The 17,266-nt window shown below is 37.6% G+C and carries 15 protein-coding genes; 10 read left to right on the top strand and 5 right to left on the bottom strand.

Going from position 1 to position 17,266, the window contains the following annotated elements; translation table 11 throughout:
- The first annotated feature begins 253 nt into the window (after nucleotides 1-253).
- Together QUH73_RS12585 and QUH73_RS12580 are read left to right on the top strand one after the other, a co-directional pair.
- Nucleotides 254-1,561 (top strand): hypothetical protein, encoded by a 1,308-nt coding sequence (locus tag QUH73_RS12585; RefSeq protein WP_289530792.1) that lies wholly within the window; start codon nucleotides 254-256, stop codon nucleotides 1,559-1,561.
- Entirely contained in the window at nucleotides 1,536-2,270 is a 735-nt protein-coding gene (locus QUH73_RS12580) for a DUF6320 domain-containing protein (RefSeq protein ID WP_289530791.1), read from the top strand. The genes QUH73_RS12585 and QUH73_RS12580 overlap by 26 nt, the downstream gene beginning before the upstream one ends.
- Here QUH73_RS12580 and QUH73_RS12575 read toward each other — a convergent pair.
- Both QUH73_RS12575 and QUH73_RS12570 read right to left on the bottom strand, forming a co-directional pair.
- Nucleotides 2,267-2,935, bottom strand: coding sequence for a CPBP family glutamic-type intramembrane protease (locus QUH73_RS12575; protein WP_289530790.1), 669 nt, complete (start codon nucleotides 2,933-2,935; stop codon nucleotides 2,267-2,269). The two genes, QUH73_RS12580 and QUH73_RS12575, sit on opposite strands and share 4 nt — an antisense overlap.
- 9 nt (nucleotides 2,936-2,944) lie before the next feature.
- A complete protein-coding gene (locus QUH73_RS12570) occupies nucleotides 2,945-3,688 on the bottom strand; it encodes a slipin family protein (RefSeq protein ID WP_289530789.1) in 744 nt (247 codons plus the stop codon).
- Between the two features lie 452 nt (nucleotides 3,689-4,140).
- On the opposite strand from QUH73_RS12570, the gene QUH73_RS12565 reads away from it, so the two are divergent.
- The 8 genes from QUH73_RS12565 to QUH73_RS12530 all read left to right on the top strand — a co-directional run bounded on the left by QUH73_RS12565 (nucleotide 4,141) and on the right by QUH73_RS12530 (nucleotide 12,780).
- Nucleotides 4,141-5,433, top strand: coding sequence for a cytidylate kinase family protein (locus QUH73_RS12565; RefSeq protein ID WP_289530788.1), 1,293 nt, complete (start codon nucleotides 4,141-4,143; stop codon nucleotides 5,431-5,433).
- A 3-nt stretch (nucleotides 5,434-5,436) separates the two neighbouring features.
- A complete protein-coding gene (locus QUH73_RS12560; RefSeq protein ID WP_289530787.1) occupies nucleotides 5,437-6,018 on the top strand; it encodes a Crp/Fnr family transcriptional regulator in 582 nt (193 codons plus the stop codon).
- A gap of 167 nt (nucleotides 6,019-6,185) precedes the next feature.
- Nucleotides 6,186-6,806 (top strand): hypothetical protein, encoded by a 621-nt coding sequence (locus QUH73_RS12555; protein ID WP_289530786.1) that lies wholly within the window; start codon nucleotides 6,186-6,188, stop codon nucleotides 6,804-6,806.
- A gap of 271 nt (nucleotides 6,807-7,077) precedes the next feature.
- The gene (locus tag QUH73_RS12550) at nucleotides 7,078-8,574 is read left to right on the top strand and encodes an IMP dehydrogenase (RefSeq protein WP_289530785.1); all 1,497 of its coding nucleotides are present in this window, start codon (nucleotides 7,078-7,080) and stop codon (nucleotides 8,572-8,574) included.
- 180 nt (nucleotides 8,575-8,754) lie between these two features.
- Nucleotides 8,755-9,930 (top strand): alcohol dehydrogenase-like regulatory protein ErcA, encoded by a 1,176-nt coding sequence (ercA, locus tag QUH73_RS12545; protein WP_289530784.1) that lies wholly within the window; start codon nucleotides 8,755-8,757, stop codon nucleotides 9,928-9,930.
- 1 nt (nucleotide 9,931) lies between these two features.
- Nucleotides 9,932-11,128: a PAS domain-containing sensor histidine kinase gene (locus tag QUH73_RS12540; protein ID WP_289530783.1), complete on the top strand. Its 1,197-nt coding sequence runs from the start codon at nucleotides 9,932-9,934 to the stop codon at nucleotides 11,126-11,128.
- A 24-nt stretch (nucleotides 11,129-11,152) separates the two neighbouring features.
- The gene (locus tag QUH73_RS12535; protein WP_289530782.1) at nucleotides 11,153-11,686 is read left to right on the top strand and encodes a GNAT family N-acetyltransferase; all 534 of its coding nucleotides are present in this window, start codon (nucleotides 11,153-11,155) and stop codon (nucleotides 11,684-11,686) included.
- 650 nt (nucleotides 11,687-12,336) lie between these two features.
- Nucleotides 12,337-12,780 carry a DMT family transporter gene (locus QUH73_RS12530; RefSeq protein WP_289530781.1) on the top strand — a complete coding sequence of 148 codons (444 nt, stop codon included), beginning with the start codon at nucleotides 12,337-12,339 and terminating at the stop codon, nucleotides 12,778-12,780.
- Between the two features lie 250 nt (nucleotides 12,781-13,030).
- Here the strand turns inward: QUH73_RS12530 and QUH73_RS12525 are convergent, their stop codons facing one another.
- The 3 genes from QUH73_RS12525 to QUH73_RS20910 form a co-directional block, all read right to left on the bottom strand.
- Entirely contained in the window at nucleotides 13,031-15,589 is a 2,559-nt protein-coding gene (locus QUH73_RS12525; protein WP_289530780.1) for a M1 family metallopeptidase, read from the bottom strand.
- 126 nt (nucleotides 15,590-15,715) lie between these two features.
- A complete protein-coding gene (locus QUH73_RS12520) occupies nucleotides 15,716-16,519 on the bottom strand; it encodes a DUF1338 domain-containing protein (RefSeq protein WP_289530779.1) in 804 nt (267 codons plus the stop codon).
- Nucleotides 16,520-16,569: 50 nt separating this feature from the next.
- Nucleotides 16,570-16,764: a hypothetical protein gene (locus QUH73_RS20910; RefSeq protein WP_442913416.1), complete on the bottom strand. Its 195-nt coding sequence runs from the start codon at nucleotides 16,762-16,764 to the stop codon at nucleotides 16,570-16,572.
- Nucleotides 16,765-17,266: the final 502 nt, after the last annotated feature.

Raw genomic sequence — 17,266 nt, 5'->3', positions numbered from 1 at the left:
GATTGTAATGGTAAAGTGTCTCAGTCACAAAGTATAAGGGGTGAAAGGTTAAGATAGAGAGTTGTAACTTCCAAAGAAATACGATCTCTCAATTTTAAGCTGTATTTCAATTTAGAGTTAATGGATTTGCCTTTGTGCCTGGACTGTTATGCGTGAATATCCTGCAAGTTATGAAATTAACCAATGGAAGCGTCTTTTTTTCCGTAACTTGCAAGGGATAAAGAAGGATTTTCGTTAAAAACTTACTGTTGTAATGGATAAAAAATTAAGTTTTTGGGCACCTCTTGACAATGCAGCAAAAATATTTCCAGCCATACGCTCAAAAGAACATTCTACAGTTGCACGAATTACCGCAGTTCTTAACGAGCGGGTTGCCATTAAACACCTTTTTTCGGCGATTGAACTGGCTGAAAAAAGATTTCCTTATTTTAAAGTAAGCCTTCGGAAAGGATTTTTCTGGTATTATCTGGAGCAGATTGATGATCCCGTTAAAGTAACAAGTGATAAGGGGCTGCTCTGTCAGGCATTCGATAGGAAGGATTCAAACAAACATCTCTTTCGTATTTTGGTTCGTAACAATGAAATCTGTGTCGAATTTTCTCATATTCTTACTGATGGATCTGGTTTGCTGCAATTTATGAAAGCCATTCTGATTTATTATTTTAATGAAAAAGGAATGATTCCTAAGGAGCAAATAGATCCATTTTATACAAGCAAAGCCAGTCCCGAAGAATTCGAAGATGCTTACAACCGATACTTCAAAGAGAAAATACCTCATGTAATCCATCAGCCAAAAGCTTTTCATTTGCCTTTTGATTTGAATTCCAAGCCCCGTTTTGATGTGCTTTTGGCAATGATTTCAACCAAAGAATTGAAGGAGAGAGCAAGCGAAAAATCGGTTAGTATTACCATCTTTCTGGTGGCTGTTTATCTTTTGGTGCTTCAGGATATTTTTCATGAATGTAAGGCCAAAGGAAAGGGAGTTCGTCGTAAATTGGCTAGAATTCAGGTTCCGATCAATTTGCGGAACATCTACCCAACGAAAACCATGCGAAATTTCTCCCTCTTTGTTTTACCGGAACTGGACTTTAGATTAGGGCTTTACTCCTTCGATGAAATTGTGAACCTGGTGCATCATAAAATGCAGCTGGAGACGGATGAAAAGCTCATCAGTAAAATTATATCGCGTAATGTTGGCGGCGAACGAAATGTTTTTGTGAGAAGTATCCCCATTCTGTTAAAGAGTCTTGTTTTGCATGCTAAGTATTATGCCGAAGGAGCCAATCAATTTAGTGGAGTGGTAACTAATTTGGGAAATACGAAAGTACCCGATGCCATAGCCGATCAAATAAACTATTTTGTGATAACACCGCCGCCACCCAATAAAAAAGTGAAGATCAATTGCGGAGTGATTGGATACAAGGACAAACTGGTTTTGAGTTTTGGCAACATAAGCAATTCAAAGGAGTTTGAACGTCGGTTTCTGCGATTTCTTGTTGAGCAAAATGTGAAGGTTAAAATTTTAAATACATATCATGAACAGCGAGATGAATTACTGTAATAAATGCGGAGTACAACTGGATGTCAATATGAATTTTTGTCCGTTGTGTGGTTTATCTATTGGAGAAAAATCGGGAGCAGACGAATTTTCCACATCGCAGCAAAAGCTCGAAAAGGATAGGATCATTGATGACTTTGATAAACTGACCAAAGCGCAGCGACGTAAATTATTCTGGGAGTTATCAAACATCATTCTCTTTTCTGGAATCTTGGTTACGGTTACGTTGAATCTTTTTTTGAACAAAAGCATTACCTGGTCAAGTTACAGTACTGTGGCCTCTTTGGCGGTACTTGCCAACATCAGTGTCTTTACCTTTTGGCGGCATCGAATGCTGATAATAGTGCTTGGAAGTCTGGTTTCAACTTCGGTTCTTCTTATTTTATTGGATTTGTTTAGCACCAATGTTGGTTGGGGAATCAAACTGGGTATTCCCATTCTGTTGTCATTTTATCTTTTGTTATTGCTTGTAATTTGGTTGATACGTATTTCAAAACAACGTGGCTTTAATATTTTGGCGATTATCTTTTTGGCAATTGGTCTCTTCTCAATCTGTGTTGATGGTTTTGTTTCGCTCTATTTCGTTCATCAGTTTCAGATCAGATGGAGCATAATTGTGGCAATATCCATGATCCCTATTTCAGCACTTCTCTTCTATGTTCATTATCGATTGAAAAGAGGTGTCGATTTAAAAAGATTCTTTCACATTTAAAACCATGCGAACAGTTCGTTCCAAAGATCCCTCATGATTACAAAATACAGTAAAAAGCTCCCGATCCATCCATGGGCAATGCCTATGGCCCAAAGGTTTCTCCATTTAAAGTAAGCCAGCAGAAATACGGCTTCCATGGCAAAGGTAAAAATCATTAAAAAGTAATTGGTATAGTGCACCAAACCGAAAAGTGTTGAGATCAAAAAAATAAGAACATACTTATTAATGCTGGGTTTTATCAATGAAATCAGATTATTGGTAATCAGTCCGAGCATTAAATATTGCTGAATAATTCCCCAAATGGGATACAGGAAAATAATCGGCAGAATGTGCCAGGTAAATGTCAGGGAATGATTGAAGTAAGCATAAATCAGGGAAACCGAGATACTAACCGCAACAAGAGGAAGCAGAAAGGCCATTGAGCGTTTAAAATTATTTCTGGTAAATCCCCAGTGGCTCAGAACATCTCTATTGGTTGAATATCGAAAGAGAATATAAGCACCCCAAAAAATGCAGATGCCGGCAATGTAAATGGCCCGCATCTGCAGCCAGTCCATCAGGATGTATTTTAGGATGCCGGTTAGGATTACGGCAATCAATTCTATACGAGGGAAATTCGTAATTCTTAGGATTTTATTTGTCGATCTGTTCCGTAATACGTGCATAAACAGTTTTTAATCCTCCTCTTTTGGTCTCCGGGGCAATACCTCTTCGGGGAATGGGAACAGAATGGTCGAATTCTTTTCCGAAGCTATATTTGCCAGAGTTTGATACAAACGCAGCTTAATGGCTGACGGTGATTTATCGATGAGCAGGCCGGCTGCCAGCAAACTTTCTGCGGCCTGTTCTTCTGCAGTTGCCAGAATAATCCGTGCTCTTCGGGAACGTTCCGCTTCGGCCTGATTGGCCATCATTCGTCTCATGTTCTCGGGCAACTGAATGTCTTTAATTTTCACATCGATAATTACAATTCCCCATACCTGGGTTTCCTTTTCCACAATGGTTTTGATGTTTTTGCCCATTTCTTCGCGTTTCGATAAAATGGTATCCAGTTCCACCTTACCACAAACATCGCGCAGGGCAGCCTGTGCCAACTGTGTGATGGCAAAATTGTATTCTTCCACTTCCAGAATTGCCTTTTCGGGATCGTTGATTTGGAAAAACACAACGCCATCAATACTGCAAGGCACATTATCTTCCGTCATCACTTCCTGCGAGTCGATATTGATGGTGATCACCCGAATGTCGACAATACTAATGGTTTCGACAATAGGAATGATCCACCTGAAACCAGGCTGCAATATTTTGATGTACTTTCCGAAACGGAATTTCAAGGCTCTTTTGTACTCGAAAATTACACGGATTCCGGCCAGCAGGAAAAAGATAAGGGCAATACTGCTTACTAAGAAGAAATTCATGGCATATGGTTTTATTTGTAGTGAAAAATGATATCCGCAACTTTATTGGTGAGCAGGACTAAAAGAATTGTTATTCTTTGCATGTGAGCGGTTTACATCAATTTACGAAAAAATAGGACGGGGGGCAAAATTAGATGACTCTGAAACATACAATACTTTATTCGTATCATTCTTGTATGAGATATTTTTTCCGGTATAAATATCCTTTCGTGCAGAGGAGTTATTTATTTCTATTGTTTGATTCAAATCAAAATCAAACATTTTTGTCAAATTCCCAATGTAAGAATAACTTTCTGCATTTATTATGATGTTAATATAGAGGCGCTGTTGTTTTGTAAATTAAAAGTTCCAATATGTGTTTAGAAACAATGGTTTATTGGGATGCCGGATAGTGTATAATTAGTAATTTTGAACTTATTATCAAGTAATTTTAGCTATTATAGTAAATGAGAATGAATAATATTACACAACGAATTTTGGCTTTTGTTTCCGGGCTTTTCATAATGGCTTTTGGGGTAGCTTTATCAGTAAAAGCAAATCTGGGAGTCTCACCTATTTCATGTATCCCATACATTTACAGTTTAAGGTATCCGCTGACAATGGGGGAGGTAACTATTATTTTCAACGTTTTTCTGATCCTATTGCAGATTCTCTTATTGCGTCGAAAATATCGTTTGTTTCAGTTAATACAACTTCCTGTCGTATTTGTATTTGGTTTTTTTACTGATTTCACCCTTTATTTAGTTTCAGATCTTACATTAACCGGATACGCCTGGCAGGGATTGTTGTGTTTGCTCAGTTGTGTAGTGATTGCATTTGGTGTATTTCTGGAAGTAAAAGCGGGCATCACCTATTTGCCTGGAGAAGGTTTAGCAATGGGCATAGCTGAAACCTGGAATAAGGAGTTTGGCAAAGCTAAAATTTGGGTTGACAGTTCAATGGTTATTGTAGGAATATTAAGTTCTTTTGCATTGATTCACCATTTGCAGGGAGTGAGGGAAGGAACTATTGTTGCAGCTTTGTTGGTTGGTTATTTGGCACGACTATACAGTCGTAAACTACCGTTTTTCGATGTTTGGCTGGGAAATAAGCCACAAGAGAAAGAAAAGTCTGTAACTCCTGTTCAAGTACCAAATAAAAAATTAATTATTACCATATCCCGGGAATATGGCAGCGGAGGACATGAGATTGGACAGATGATTGCAAAAGAACTGGGATTTTCTTTTTACGATAAAGAGTTAATTCAATTAACTACTGAGCAAAGTGGGTTCACAACTCAATATATTGAGGAGCACGAACAGAAACTGGCTCATTCTCTGTTGTATGATCTTTATGAACAGAACTATGCTTATTTAAATGAACAACAGCCTCCGCTTGATGCGCTGTTTTTAGTGCAAAGCAAAATAATTCGTGAACTATGTGAAAAAGAATCTTGTGTTATTGTTGGGCGATGCGCCAACTTTGTGTTGAAGGATCATCCCGATTGTTTTACTGTATTTATACATGCAGGCAATGAATACCGAAAAAATAAAATTGTTGAGGAATATGACTTGGATGCTCGGGTAACAGATCAATTATTAGAAAAGGCAGATCGCGGGCGAGCTAACTATTGCAACCATTTTACGGGTAAAAATTGGAACAACGCAAACAATTATCATTTGACTATTGATAGCTCGTATTATGGATCAGAGAAAGTTGCCCGGATGATTATTGAGGCAGTAAGAGAAAAAATTCCTAAGAAGTAGTTTATGGATCAGCTAAGTAGAATAAAAAACAGCATCGACTCAATTGTTTCGTTAACAGATGAGGAATTATTGATATTCTCTGATTATCTGGAAGTAAGAGCCATCAATAAAAATGAACTCTTTTTACAGGAAGGGAAGGTGTGTGATTTTATCGGGTTTGTCAATTTTGGAGTGTTGATTTATTTCAAATCCATGATTAATGGCAATGAGCTGACAACAGATTTTGCATTCGAGGGCGATTGGGTAACGATTAACGAAAGCCGTTTGAGTAATTTACCGTCCTTAATCAATATCAAGGCCATCGAAAACTCTGAATTGGTAGTGATTAAACAGCAGGATTTATCCAAACTATATACAAAAATTCCAAAATTGGAGCGCCTGGGCCGAATCTTAATGGAACAATCATTTGTGAAGATTGCTCAGCAGAGTATCGATTTGCAGGTGCTTTCGGCAAAGGAGCGATATGAAAGCTTATTGTGCAATCATCCTGAAATCTTTCAAAAGGTGTCGCAATACCATATTGCCAATTATTTGGGTATTGCACCAAAGTCGTTAAGCCGAATTCGCAAAGAGTTTTTTCAGTAAATTAATTTGGTAACAATTGCGGAGGAATCTCACTTCCTTATATGCCGATATTTGTATCGTAAACTTTAACACTTTATGATATGAAACGACCATGTAAAAAGTCTTACACACAGGAGTATGAGTGTAATTTGGGAGTTTCATCTTACAAATGAAAACATATGTAAAAGATGAAAAAGAAATTCTTTTTTTTTGTGGTAATAATAGCTTTATCCACAACAGTTTCAGCACAATTGAAAACAGTTGAATCAACTTGCAGCAAATCAAACTTCGCTTCCCAAACCGATAGTATAACAACCAAACAAACTGTAGGTATTGCCATCGATCTGCTTCCTCCAATTATGAGTGCCACAACCGGTAATCTGGGGTATTCGGCTCAATTGTGGTATGGATACAGGAAATTTCGGGTTCGCGGTGTAATTGCAGGTTTTCAGATGCCCGATCAATTAATAGGGAATGATGATTTTAAAGATTTGAAAACAACAGCCACAGCTTTGATTTTCGATTGTTTCAAAAACAACAATTTTGAAGGATGGTGGTTAGGTGTCGGATTTGAAATGTGGGACAAAACAATCAGTTCGAAGATTGATAACAAGGCTTACGATTTTAAAGATTATGCAGCAACCGCCGGAAGTGGTTATATCTTTAAACTGTATAAAAACTTTTACATTGAGCCATGGGTTGCCGTGCACTATGTGTTAAATAACGAAAAAGTGTCAGTTGGTACTACAGAATACAAAACCAAAAAGATTCAGGGAGAAGTATCGTTGAAAGTGGGTTGGCATTTTTAAGTGTATCAGCTAAATAATCGTAAAACAGAAGAATTGTACGTATTTTTAAAAGTATTCGGGAATATTGTTGATTTTCAATTTTGTACTTTAAGGAATAGGTTTGTTTTACTAAGCCTTTGTTAGGCAGGTATTTATTTCGATTGGTGAGGGGCTGTTGTTTGTGGTCAAATCAGATTGTTTTAATTTTTAAGCTTGTTTGATTTAATAGAGACAGGATGTTTTTATACCTTCGTAAAATTTTTTATTTGAACAACCATTGAATAGAACAACTATGGCTACGATTATTAATGACGTTTCGAGAACCTTTAGTGAGTATTTAATTATTCCAGGACTAACTGCGGTCGATTGCACACCCGACAAAGTTAGCTTGATGACTCCATTGGTTAAATTTAAAAAAGGAGAATCTTCCAGAATCAACCTGAAAACACCTTTTGTATCCGCAATTATGCAATCTGTTTCCGATGATGGAATGGCTATTGCCTTGGCAAAAGAGGGTGGTGTATCGTTCATTTTCGGTTCTCAGTCAATCGAGGAACAGGCCAAAATGGTTAAAAAAGTAAAAAAACACAAAGCTGGTTTTGTAGAGAGTCGTGCTAATATTATGCCTGAGCAAACTTTACAGGATGTAATTGCTTTAAAAGAAGAAACTGGATTTTCAACGATCGGGGTAACCAGTGATGGATCGGCAAACGGAAAATTTTTAGGGATTGTTACTGGCCGCGATTATCGATTAAGTAAGGATAGTTTGGATAAAAAGGTGAAAGAGTTCATGACTCCTATAGAGAATCTTGCTGTTGGTGAGTATGGAATTAGTTTGACTGAGGCAAATGATATTATCTGGGATCACAAGTTAAATACTTTGCCTGTTATCGATAAAAAACAAAACCTGAAATACTTTGTTTTTAGAAAAGACTACGATAATCACAAAGAGTACCCGAATGAATTGCTGGATGATCATAAAAGACTAATTGTAGGTGCTGGTATTAATACCCGTGATTACGAAGAGCGCGTACCTGCCTTGGTTGAAGCTGGTGTTGATGTTTTGTGTATCGATTCATCGGATGGATTTTCGGAATGGCAGAAAATTACTATAGAATATATAAAGGAACATTATAAGGGTAAGGTAGCTGTTGGAGCAGGAAACGTGGTTGATAAAGCTGGTTTTTTATATTTAGCCGAGGCTGGCGCCGATTTTATTAAAGTTGGAGTAGGTGGCGGATCTATTTGCATTACCCGTGAGCAAAAAGGAATTGGCAGAGGTCAGGCAACAGCTTTAATTGAAGTGGCCGAAGCGCGCGATGAATATTTTAAGAAGACCGGTGAGTATATTCCTATTTGTTCCGATGGTGGAATTGTGATGGATTATCACATGACACTTGCTTTGGCAATGGGAGCTGATTTTATGATGATGGGAAGATATTTTGCCCGTTTTGATGAGAGTCCAACCAGAAAACTGTTAATTGGCAGCAACTACGTGAAGGAATATTGGGGCGAAGGTTCGAACAGAGCAAGAAACTGGCAGCGATATGATATGGGAGGTAAGAACAGTCTTAAGTTTGAAGAAGGTGTGGATAGTTTCGTTCCTTATGCAGGAAAATTGAAAGACAATTTAGATATTACCACAGGTAAAATTAAATCTACTATGTGTAGTTGTGGTGTTGCAACAATTGCTGCATTGCAGGCTGAAGCAAAAATTACCTTGGTTTCATCTACAAGTATTATCGAAGGTGGTGCTCATGATGTTATCGTTAAAGACACAAAGAACTAAACGATTAAAATTTAGGTATATTTCAAGACCAAGCTCCTTAGCTTGGTCTTTTTTTGTATCTGCTAATTGGGTGAATAGTAATGCGGATATGTTCATATTTACTATCTTTAAAGAAGCTCGGGTTAAAAAACTTTCTATCAGAGAAGAATATACGTAATGGTAACCTAAAAAAAGCACGTAATGAGTAAAGAATTCGATGATATACAACTGGAAATTAGAAAATTTGTAGCTCCGGAATATATTTTCGGACTCGATTCAAGAGTTTACGTAGGTTTATATTGTCAAAAGCTTGGCGGGCGGAAAGTTCTGTTAGTTACCGACAACATAATTTTAAAGGCACCATGGTTATTGGAGGCAGAAGATAAGTTGAAGGAAGCTGAAATTGACTATGTGATTTTCTCCAATGTTTCCCCTAATCCCAGAGATTACGAAGTAATGGAGGGGGCGCAAATGTATAGTCAAAACGGGTGTAATATGATTCTGGCAATTGGGGGCGGGAGTGTTATCGATTGTGCGAAAGGAATTGGAATCATTGCTAACAACGGTGGAGATATCAGAGATTTTGAAGGAGTAGACAAAATATACAAACCCATGCCTCCCTTAGTGTGTATTCCTACCACAGGAGGAACCTCAGCCGATGTCTCGCAATTCGCAATTATCAATAATTACGAAGAGAAATATAAGATGGCCATTATTAGTAAGGCAACTGTACCCGATGTGGCACTGATTGATCCCTATGTATTGACAAGTATGGACAAGCATTTAAGCGCATGTACCGGAATGGATGCCCTTTCTCATGCCTTCGAGGCCTTTGTATCTAATGCAAGTTCAGCATTTACCGATTTATATGCACTAGAGGCAATCCGACTGCTCGATAAAAATTTACTGTATTCAATACAAGAACCAAACAATTTGCAGGCAAGAGGAAAAGTAATGTTGGCAAGTCTTTATGCAGGATTGGCATTTTCAAATGCCAGTTTGGGATGCATTCATTCAATGGCTCATAGTTTGGGTGGGTATTTAGATTTACCGCATGGTGAGTGCAATGCCATATTATTACCACACGTGGTGAACTATAATTTTGATGTATCCTGTGATAGATACAAAAAAATTGCAGAAACTCTTCAATTGCCAACGGTGGGAAGTAATAATCAGGAAAATAAAAAATCATTGATGAACTACCTTTTTCAAATGAACAAAACATTAGGTGTTGATAAAACTCTTCAGCAAAAGGGGGTAACTCTAGATATAATTTATGTCTTGTCAGGCAAAGCAATTAAAGATCCGTGTAATGCAACAAATCCGCGACCTCCGGTAAAAAAAGATTTGGAAGTTGTTTATAAAGAAGCTTTATAATATGGAAGATAAATGGATTAACGACCGAAATAAAATAATAGGACTGGGTGAGAACTCACTTAGGAAAAGTTATTATCCAGAGCTGCAAAATAAAATTGAAGAGCTGGAAGCTTCGCGGAAGAATCTGGATGCCATTATTAACAGCACCAGCGATGGAATAATCATTCATGATATTTCGGGTAAGATTTTATTTTTAAACAAGCCTGCTGAATTATTGTTGAATGCTGAATTGGGTGATAATTTAACGGTAATGGATATATCTGCAGCCCAAAACAATATCGAGATTCTGTCTGATATTTGGAACAAAGTAAGAAATAACAACACGCAAACAATAGAATGGATTGTTTTACAAAATAAAACTAGAAAAGAAATACCTGTTCAGATTTCTATTAATAATACTTTTTGGAATGGTTTAAACGTTTTTGTAGCAGTTCTTCGCGATTTTACGGTGCGCAAAGAATATGAAGAAAAGCTGCTGGAAGCTAAGAAGAAGGCAGAAGAAAGTGCTCACTTAAAAACAGCTTTTTTACAAAATATGTCTCATGAAATTCGAACCCCCATGAATTCCATTGTTGGGTTTTCGGAATTACTCAACAATTCGGATTTATTACCTGAAAAACGCAAAAAATTCACCTCCATAATAATTGAAAATGCAAATCAGCTTCTTTCAATCGTAAACGATATTCTTACCATTTCTACCTTACAAACAAAGCAGGATAAGGTTTATCTGGAATCAATCAATATTAATCAGCTTTTATCAGATTTATTGATTATTTACGAAAAACAGGCATTCTCCCGCCATTTATCAATTCAGCTCCATCAAGCATTATCCGATCAGGAATCGGTTGTATTTACTGATAAAACTAAAATAATTCAGATTTTAACTAATTTACTGAACAATGCTTTTAAATTTATTCATGAAGGTAGTATTGAGTTTGGATATCGGCTGATTGACGGAGATATCGTTTTTTATGTAACTGATAGTGGTATTGGTATACCGGAAGAGATGCAAACCAGAATTTTTGACCGGTTTATGCAGGCAAGTGATTTTGTGATGTCAAATTATGGCGGAACAGGATTAGGCCTGGCTATTTCCAAAGAATTCGTCGATTTGCTGGGTGGTAAAATTTGGGTGGAATCGGATGTAAACAAAGGATCAACATTCTATTTTACCATCAAGTACATTCCCGTAAATTAAGAACCATATTAACTAACAGCCACAGTGAAAAGAACCAGACTAACACCAACGAATACAATTGGCTTTTTACAAGCCTGGGAATTGTATGAGGATGCATTTCCAGAAGAAGAACGCAGAGAGCTTGAATTGCAGCAGCAGATCATGAAGAATGCAAATTATCATTTTGATATTGCGACTGTTGATGGAGTTTTTGTGGGTTTTATATTATGGTGGCAATTTGCTGGACTGAGGTATATTGAACATTTGGCCACACCGATTGAATACAGGGGCAAAGGATATGGTAAATGCATTGTTGAGCAGTTTCTTTCGCAGACTAGTGAAGCTATACTATTAGAGGTGGAACTGCCCAATTGTGATACCAGTAAGCGGCGAATCGCTTTTTACGAACGACTCGGATTTAAACTCAACACAATTGATTACAAACAACTCCCAATGCGAAAAAATGGTATTTCACCTGAGATGTTTCTAATGACGTATCCCGATGGGCTAACAGCAGTAAAGCTGTCTTTTTTCAAAAAGAGTTTTAAAAGAATGTGTTATGCTCCATATTTTGAATAGTTTAACTACTCACAAGCTATAATAAAACTGGTAATTAAAATTACGAAAACTAAGCCTGTCAAACGCAAATTGCTTTTTTGTCCAATTAAAAATAGTCGAAAATCTCAGGGAAATAAGTTTACCAAGTAAAAAAATGACGAAAACCTCAGGGAAGTAAGTTTACCAAGTAAAAAAAATGACGAAAACCTCAGGGAAATAAGTTTACCAAGTAAAAAGATGACGAAAATCTCAGGGAAGTAAGTTTACCAAGTAAAAAAAATGACGAAAACCTCAGGGGAATAAGTTTACCAAGTAAAAAATTGTCGAAAACCTCAGGGAAATAAGTTTACCAAGTAAAAAGATGACGAAAATCTCAGGGAAGTAAGTTTTCCAAGTAAAAAAAATGACGAAAACCTTAGGGAAATAAGTTTACCAAGTAAAAAAATGACGAAAATATCAGGGGAATAAGCTCACCAAACAAAAAGATGGCTTATATGCGTAGTGTCTCTGTTTTTGTGTAATTGTTTTTAGTTGGAGAACAAGCTTGGTAAAATGTTGTGTCCAATTTTTAGGTATGGAACAGTGAAAGTGCAGAAGATTTTTTTTATTGCTTACCTATAGGTCTCCGAGAACTTTAAATTCCTATTTTTGTTTTCAAATTTACGATTTATATGAGATATTTTTTGATGTTGTTGGCTCTTGCTGTAGGTTGCCTGTTGCCAGTTCAGGCGAGTATAAATGCAAAGTTAGGTGTATTTTTAAAAGCGCCTCTTATGGCTGCTTTGGTAAATTTTATGGTGGGTGGTTTTGTGCTTTTACTGGTGATTTTGGGCACCCGTACTCCAAATAACTTATTACTGGCTGCAAAGGAAGCTCCTATATATGCATGGGTAGGCGGAATGATGGGTTCTATATTTGTTGGCTCAGTTATTTTTCTGATTCCACGACTGGGGGCAGCCTTAAGCTTTGGTTTAATTGTAGCCGGTCAGTTGGTTTTTTCACTGGTTTTGGATCATTTTGGCATGTTTGGTGTGCCTGTTCAACCCATTAACTGGGGACGTATTTTAGGAGTTTTACTCATCTTCGCAGGAATATTGGTGGTACAGAAGTTTTAAGTTTTAGAAGAAGATAATTTCAAGAACCAACACCCTTTCGCTTGTCGGCATCTCCTCTACAAAGGGAGAATCTTATAATCTAAATTCTGAGGTTCTCCCATCCACTTTAGGAGAAGGGCTTAGGAGATGCAGTAGATAATTATAAATAAAAAAATGGCACTCCCGTTAGGGAGCACCATCATTATATTTTAAAAAGAGGTTCAATCTTTTGATTATTAATGCTGAGTACCTAATACTTGTCCCTTGAATCTTATTTCTTCCTCAGCACCAAATCTGTAGCCTGAAGGATCTTCAATTTCAAATTCTCAGGATAATCAGGACGTTCAGCCAAAAACCGACGGGTAATATCTCCTGCTTCTTTTGATTGAAGTCCACTATAGCTGGCACTTAGCCAATTGGCAGGAAAGAAAATATCTCCGGTAACCTGAATCTCTTCCAGTAATTCCAGAGCCTGAGGCAAGTAGGTTAAAGCTTCCTTTTCCCGCAGTGGATGATTCAGATACCTTAAACCATCTAAAACCCAGCGCTCAATTTCTCTGTTTTCGGTTTTGCGCAGACTGGCAAAGAATTCTTCGCGAATTTGCTGATTGGCCGACAGTGCAGGAGCTGCAAATTGCAAGCGTTTTTTACGATCAGGATTTTTAATTCGTTCGATTTGTGTGGCAACAAGCTCTTCTGCTTTTTCAGGCATTTTTATGGACAAATTAGTTGCTAAATCAGTTGCCTTGGTTTCCGAAAGACTGAATCCGTCAATTTCAGTTTCATCTTTCCAAGCTGTAAATAGTTGTTCCAAACGCGCTTTGCTTTCTGCAATACTGCTAAATGTACTGAATAAGCTCGATTTCTTACTCATATCCTTTTCTCCGTTCAATTGAACCCAAAGGCTGTTTTCCAAATGTTTTCCAATTTGTAACCTTTCTTCGGCACTTACATGAAGCCAATAGGCCGATTGCATATATGATAGCATGCGCTCCAAAATCAAAGCGTTTTTCTCCTTTGCCAATTGCTTTTCGGCGGCAAGCACAAATTCTTTTCCGTTTACTTCTCCTTCACAAAGATTCTCATACAGGTTGATCCACGCCACACCACGCACCAAATCATCTTTAATTTTGTGCATGTTTTCAAGAAGGAAGTGCTTGGTTTTAGCATCTAGTTTAAAAAAACCATAGGCATTTCCTTTTCCGTTTGGGATGATGTAGTCGGGTATTTTTTTGCCTTTTACTTCGGGAATTGAAAGCTGTGCCTGATCAAATTTCACAGATACTACTTCACTTGTTTCTTTATAGCCTAAAAGAATGTTTAAATCCTGATTCCAGTCTCCGGCATTTCCTTTGGCATCACTTTGCGTGATTGTCAAATCAGTAATCAGACCATTTTCACTTGAAATTGATGATGTTATTGCAGGTCTTCCGGCCTTGTCAACCCAAACTTTGCTCCATTGTTTTAAATCACTCGAAGTGGTTTCGTCCAAAATTGCAATCAAATCTTCCCAACTGGCATTGCCGTAGGCATATTTTTTTAGATAGGTTTGCAAGCCTTTTTGCAGTTCTTCTTCACCCGTAATCCGTTCCAGCATATCCATTACAATGGACGATTTGTGATAAATAATGCTTCCGTAAACCGATCCGGCATCCTTTAGGTTGGGTAATACCTGATTAATTGCATTGGCTCCGCTTGTGCGATCAACAGCATAGGACCCCGGGAAATGTGCCATCTTAAATTTCAGTGCATGGTTCATATCCGGAAAGCTTGGGTTGGTAATTTTATCGGCAAGGAAATTGGCAAAAACCTCTTTCAGCCAAACCTGATCGAACCATTTCATAGTCACTAAATCGCCAAACCACATGTGAGCTGTTTCGTGGGCAATTAAATTTGCCCGGTACAATCTGTCGTTTTTGCTTGCATTTTTATCCAAAAATAATTTGGAAGCATTGTACAGTGTCGCTCCCGTGTGCTCCATGCCGCCATATTGAAAGGATGGAATCACCACAATATCATACTTTCCAAAAGGGTAGGGAATATCGGTATATTCTTCTAGCCAATCGAGCGATTGAAACAACAAACGAAAGATTTCATCGGTATTACCGGCCAATTTTTCGGGATCGGTTTCGCGGTGATACATGGTGTGTTGATGACCATTGTGCTCGCGCGTTATGGTTTCGAATTTACCGGTGGCAAAAGAGAACAGGTAGGTTGGCAGCTCTTTCGTGGTAAGAAATTTATAATAGCTTTTGTCTGCGTCTTCTTTTACTGATTCAATTTTACCATTGGCTATTGCCTTCCAGCTTTTAGGCACACTTAATTCCAATTGAAATTTGGCTTTTAAATTTGGCTGATCGAAGCATGGGAATGCTGTTCTCGCTCTGTCCGGCACAAACAAGGTGTACAGAAACTCATCGTTGCGATTTAAGGAGCTGTTTCCGGCAGTAAATTCAATTTCAATTTGGTTTGTTCCTTTTATCAATTCCCCTTTCGGGATAATTAAATGCTCTGATTCAAAACGGTAGCCTGAAGCTTTTCCATTGCAGATTATTTGATGGAGTCGGCTGGCATCTTCACGAAAATCAATTTGAAGATCCTGATCGGTTGATTGCAGTTCAAAACTGATTTTATTGTTTCCCTGAATTGTCTTGGTACGATCCTCAGGGATATCAAAATTCAGCTGATATTCCAGATTGGAGATATTCGCTTTTCGGTATACTGCCATTGTTTTGGCTACGCCTGTTTCAATGCCTGATTGTTTTGTGCTTGTGGTGCACGCCGAAAAAAGCAATGCAATTAGAAGGAATAGTGTTGATGTATTTTTCACGTTGCGGGTTTAAGTTAGAGGAGGTAAAGATAAAAGTTTACAGGACAAAGAGGAATGATGAAAAGCAAAAAAGCCCGCTCAAACAGATTTGTTTGGCGGGCTGATACATTGTGGTACTATTTTAATTTATTTCTCTCTGAAATTACTGCTGTCAAAAATCTTATTGGCATTGGCGGCAATAAAACCAGAGAAAAGTTTTCCATTTTCATCAGGATAACGAATCGCAAATTCATAAAAACAGGCCGGTATCTCGTATACCCCTTCCACAAATTCAACTTTGATGATTTCCGAAAGGGTAGAAGACTGTTGCAATAGTTTTTCAGGCATGCCTTTAATTTCACCTCCCGAGGTGTTCATTTCAAAACCATTGTCTTTAATAAATTGATTTACTTTCTCGATGCTGTTGTATTTTTGAAGTGCGTTGATGCTAACCGTGAAATGATTCACTCTAAATCCGTGAACGTAAAGCCATGCTGCATATTCCGATTCTTTTCGAAGCAATTGATAGTCGGCATAAGATGGTTTTCCCCATACACTTCCTTTGTGAATTACTTCAGGATCTGCATAATAGGCAAAACCCACCGAATTAAGTCTCTTTTTTACAGTTTTCTGAAAATCTTCTGAAAACTCAGAAAGGATTAATTCTGATATAAATACTCTTGGTGCATTTTCTTCGCTTGGGTGTTCCAAATGAACAGCATTTAAGTGCTTATCTTCGAACATATATTCTCCTTTGAACTCGTAGCCTGCTTTTATAAATCTCTTCGCAAGAACCTGAATATTCATTCTTGGATCATCGAAGGTTCGAAATGCTACATGATCATTAACGACTTGTTCATTTTCCTTAATGAATAAATCATGTATAGCTTGGGCGGAAGGGTTTTGTCTGGTGTATTCCTTCCATAGCCTATGAAATATTTCTTGTTGCATAATCTATATTTTTTAGTTATTTGGTAATCTATGCATTTTATTGACTGGATTTATGCCTGTGGCCGGATTTCTTTTAAACATTTCTTTATTTTCCGATAAGTTCGGTCAACATCATCATCCAATTCAATCGAAATTCTCACCAAACTATCTGTCAAGCCCGTTTTTATCCTTTCATCTTTCGGAATATCCGATAAGGTGCTGTTTCCTTGTGAGTTAAAGAGGGTTTTGCATGAACCCAGACTCACTGCTAAATAACCAATCTAGGCTTTTTGCACTGTCTCCATAAATTGATTGGCTTTGTTTTTTCTTTCAAATCAATTGTAAAAAATCCACCCGATCCATAATGAGCCAATTCAACCATTAGAGGATGTTGTGGGTGACTTTCCTGACCAGAATAGATTTGTCTACTCTCTCGGATTAGAGCTTCTGAGAAAGGCTGTGAGCATTTATCCTATTAAAAATGCAAAAAAAAACCAACAAAAAAGAGTTTGGAATCTTTAATCTCTGAAAATATCTCGTTTAGAATCCGTTAGTAGGTGTTTGGAAAGTGACTTGGACATAGTCGGATTTAAGAGGGTGTAGAAGATTTTTGATTTGTTCCGGAAATTGTAACATTGAGAATTAAGAAATATTCAAAAGATGTCAGATAAAAAAAAACCTCCGACTCAAAAGAATCGGAGGCCTTCTACTTATTTTGGCGGTCTGGACGAGACTCGAACTCGCGACCCCATGCGTGACAGGCATGTA

This window comes from Labilibaculum sp. K2S (assembly GCF_030372765.1).
Classification (GTDB): domain Bacteria; phylum Bacteroidota; class Bacteroidia; order Bacteroidales; family Marinifilaceae; genus Labilibaculum.
The sequence above is the reverse complement of the archived record's forward strand: the minus strand, read 5'-3'. Positions and strand labels throughout refer to the sequence as shown.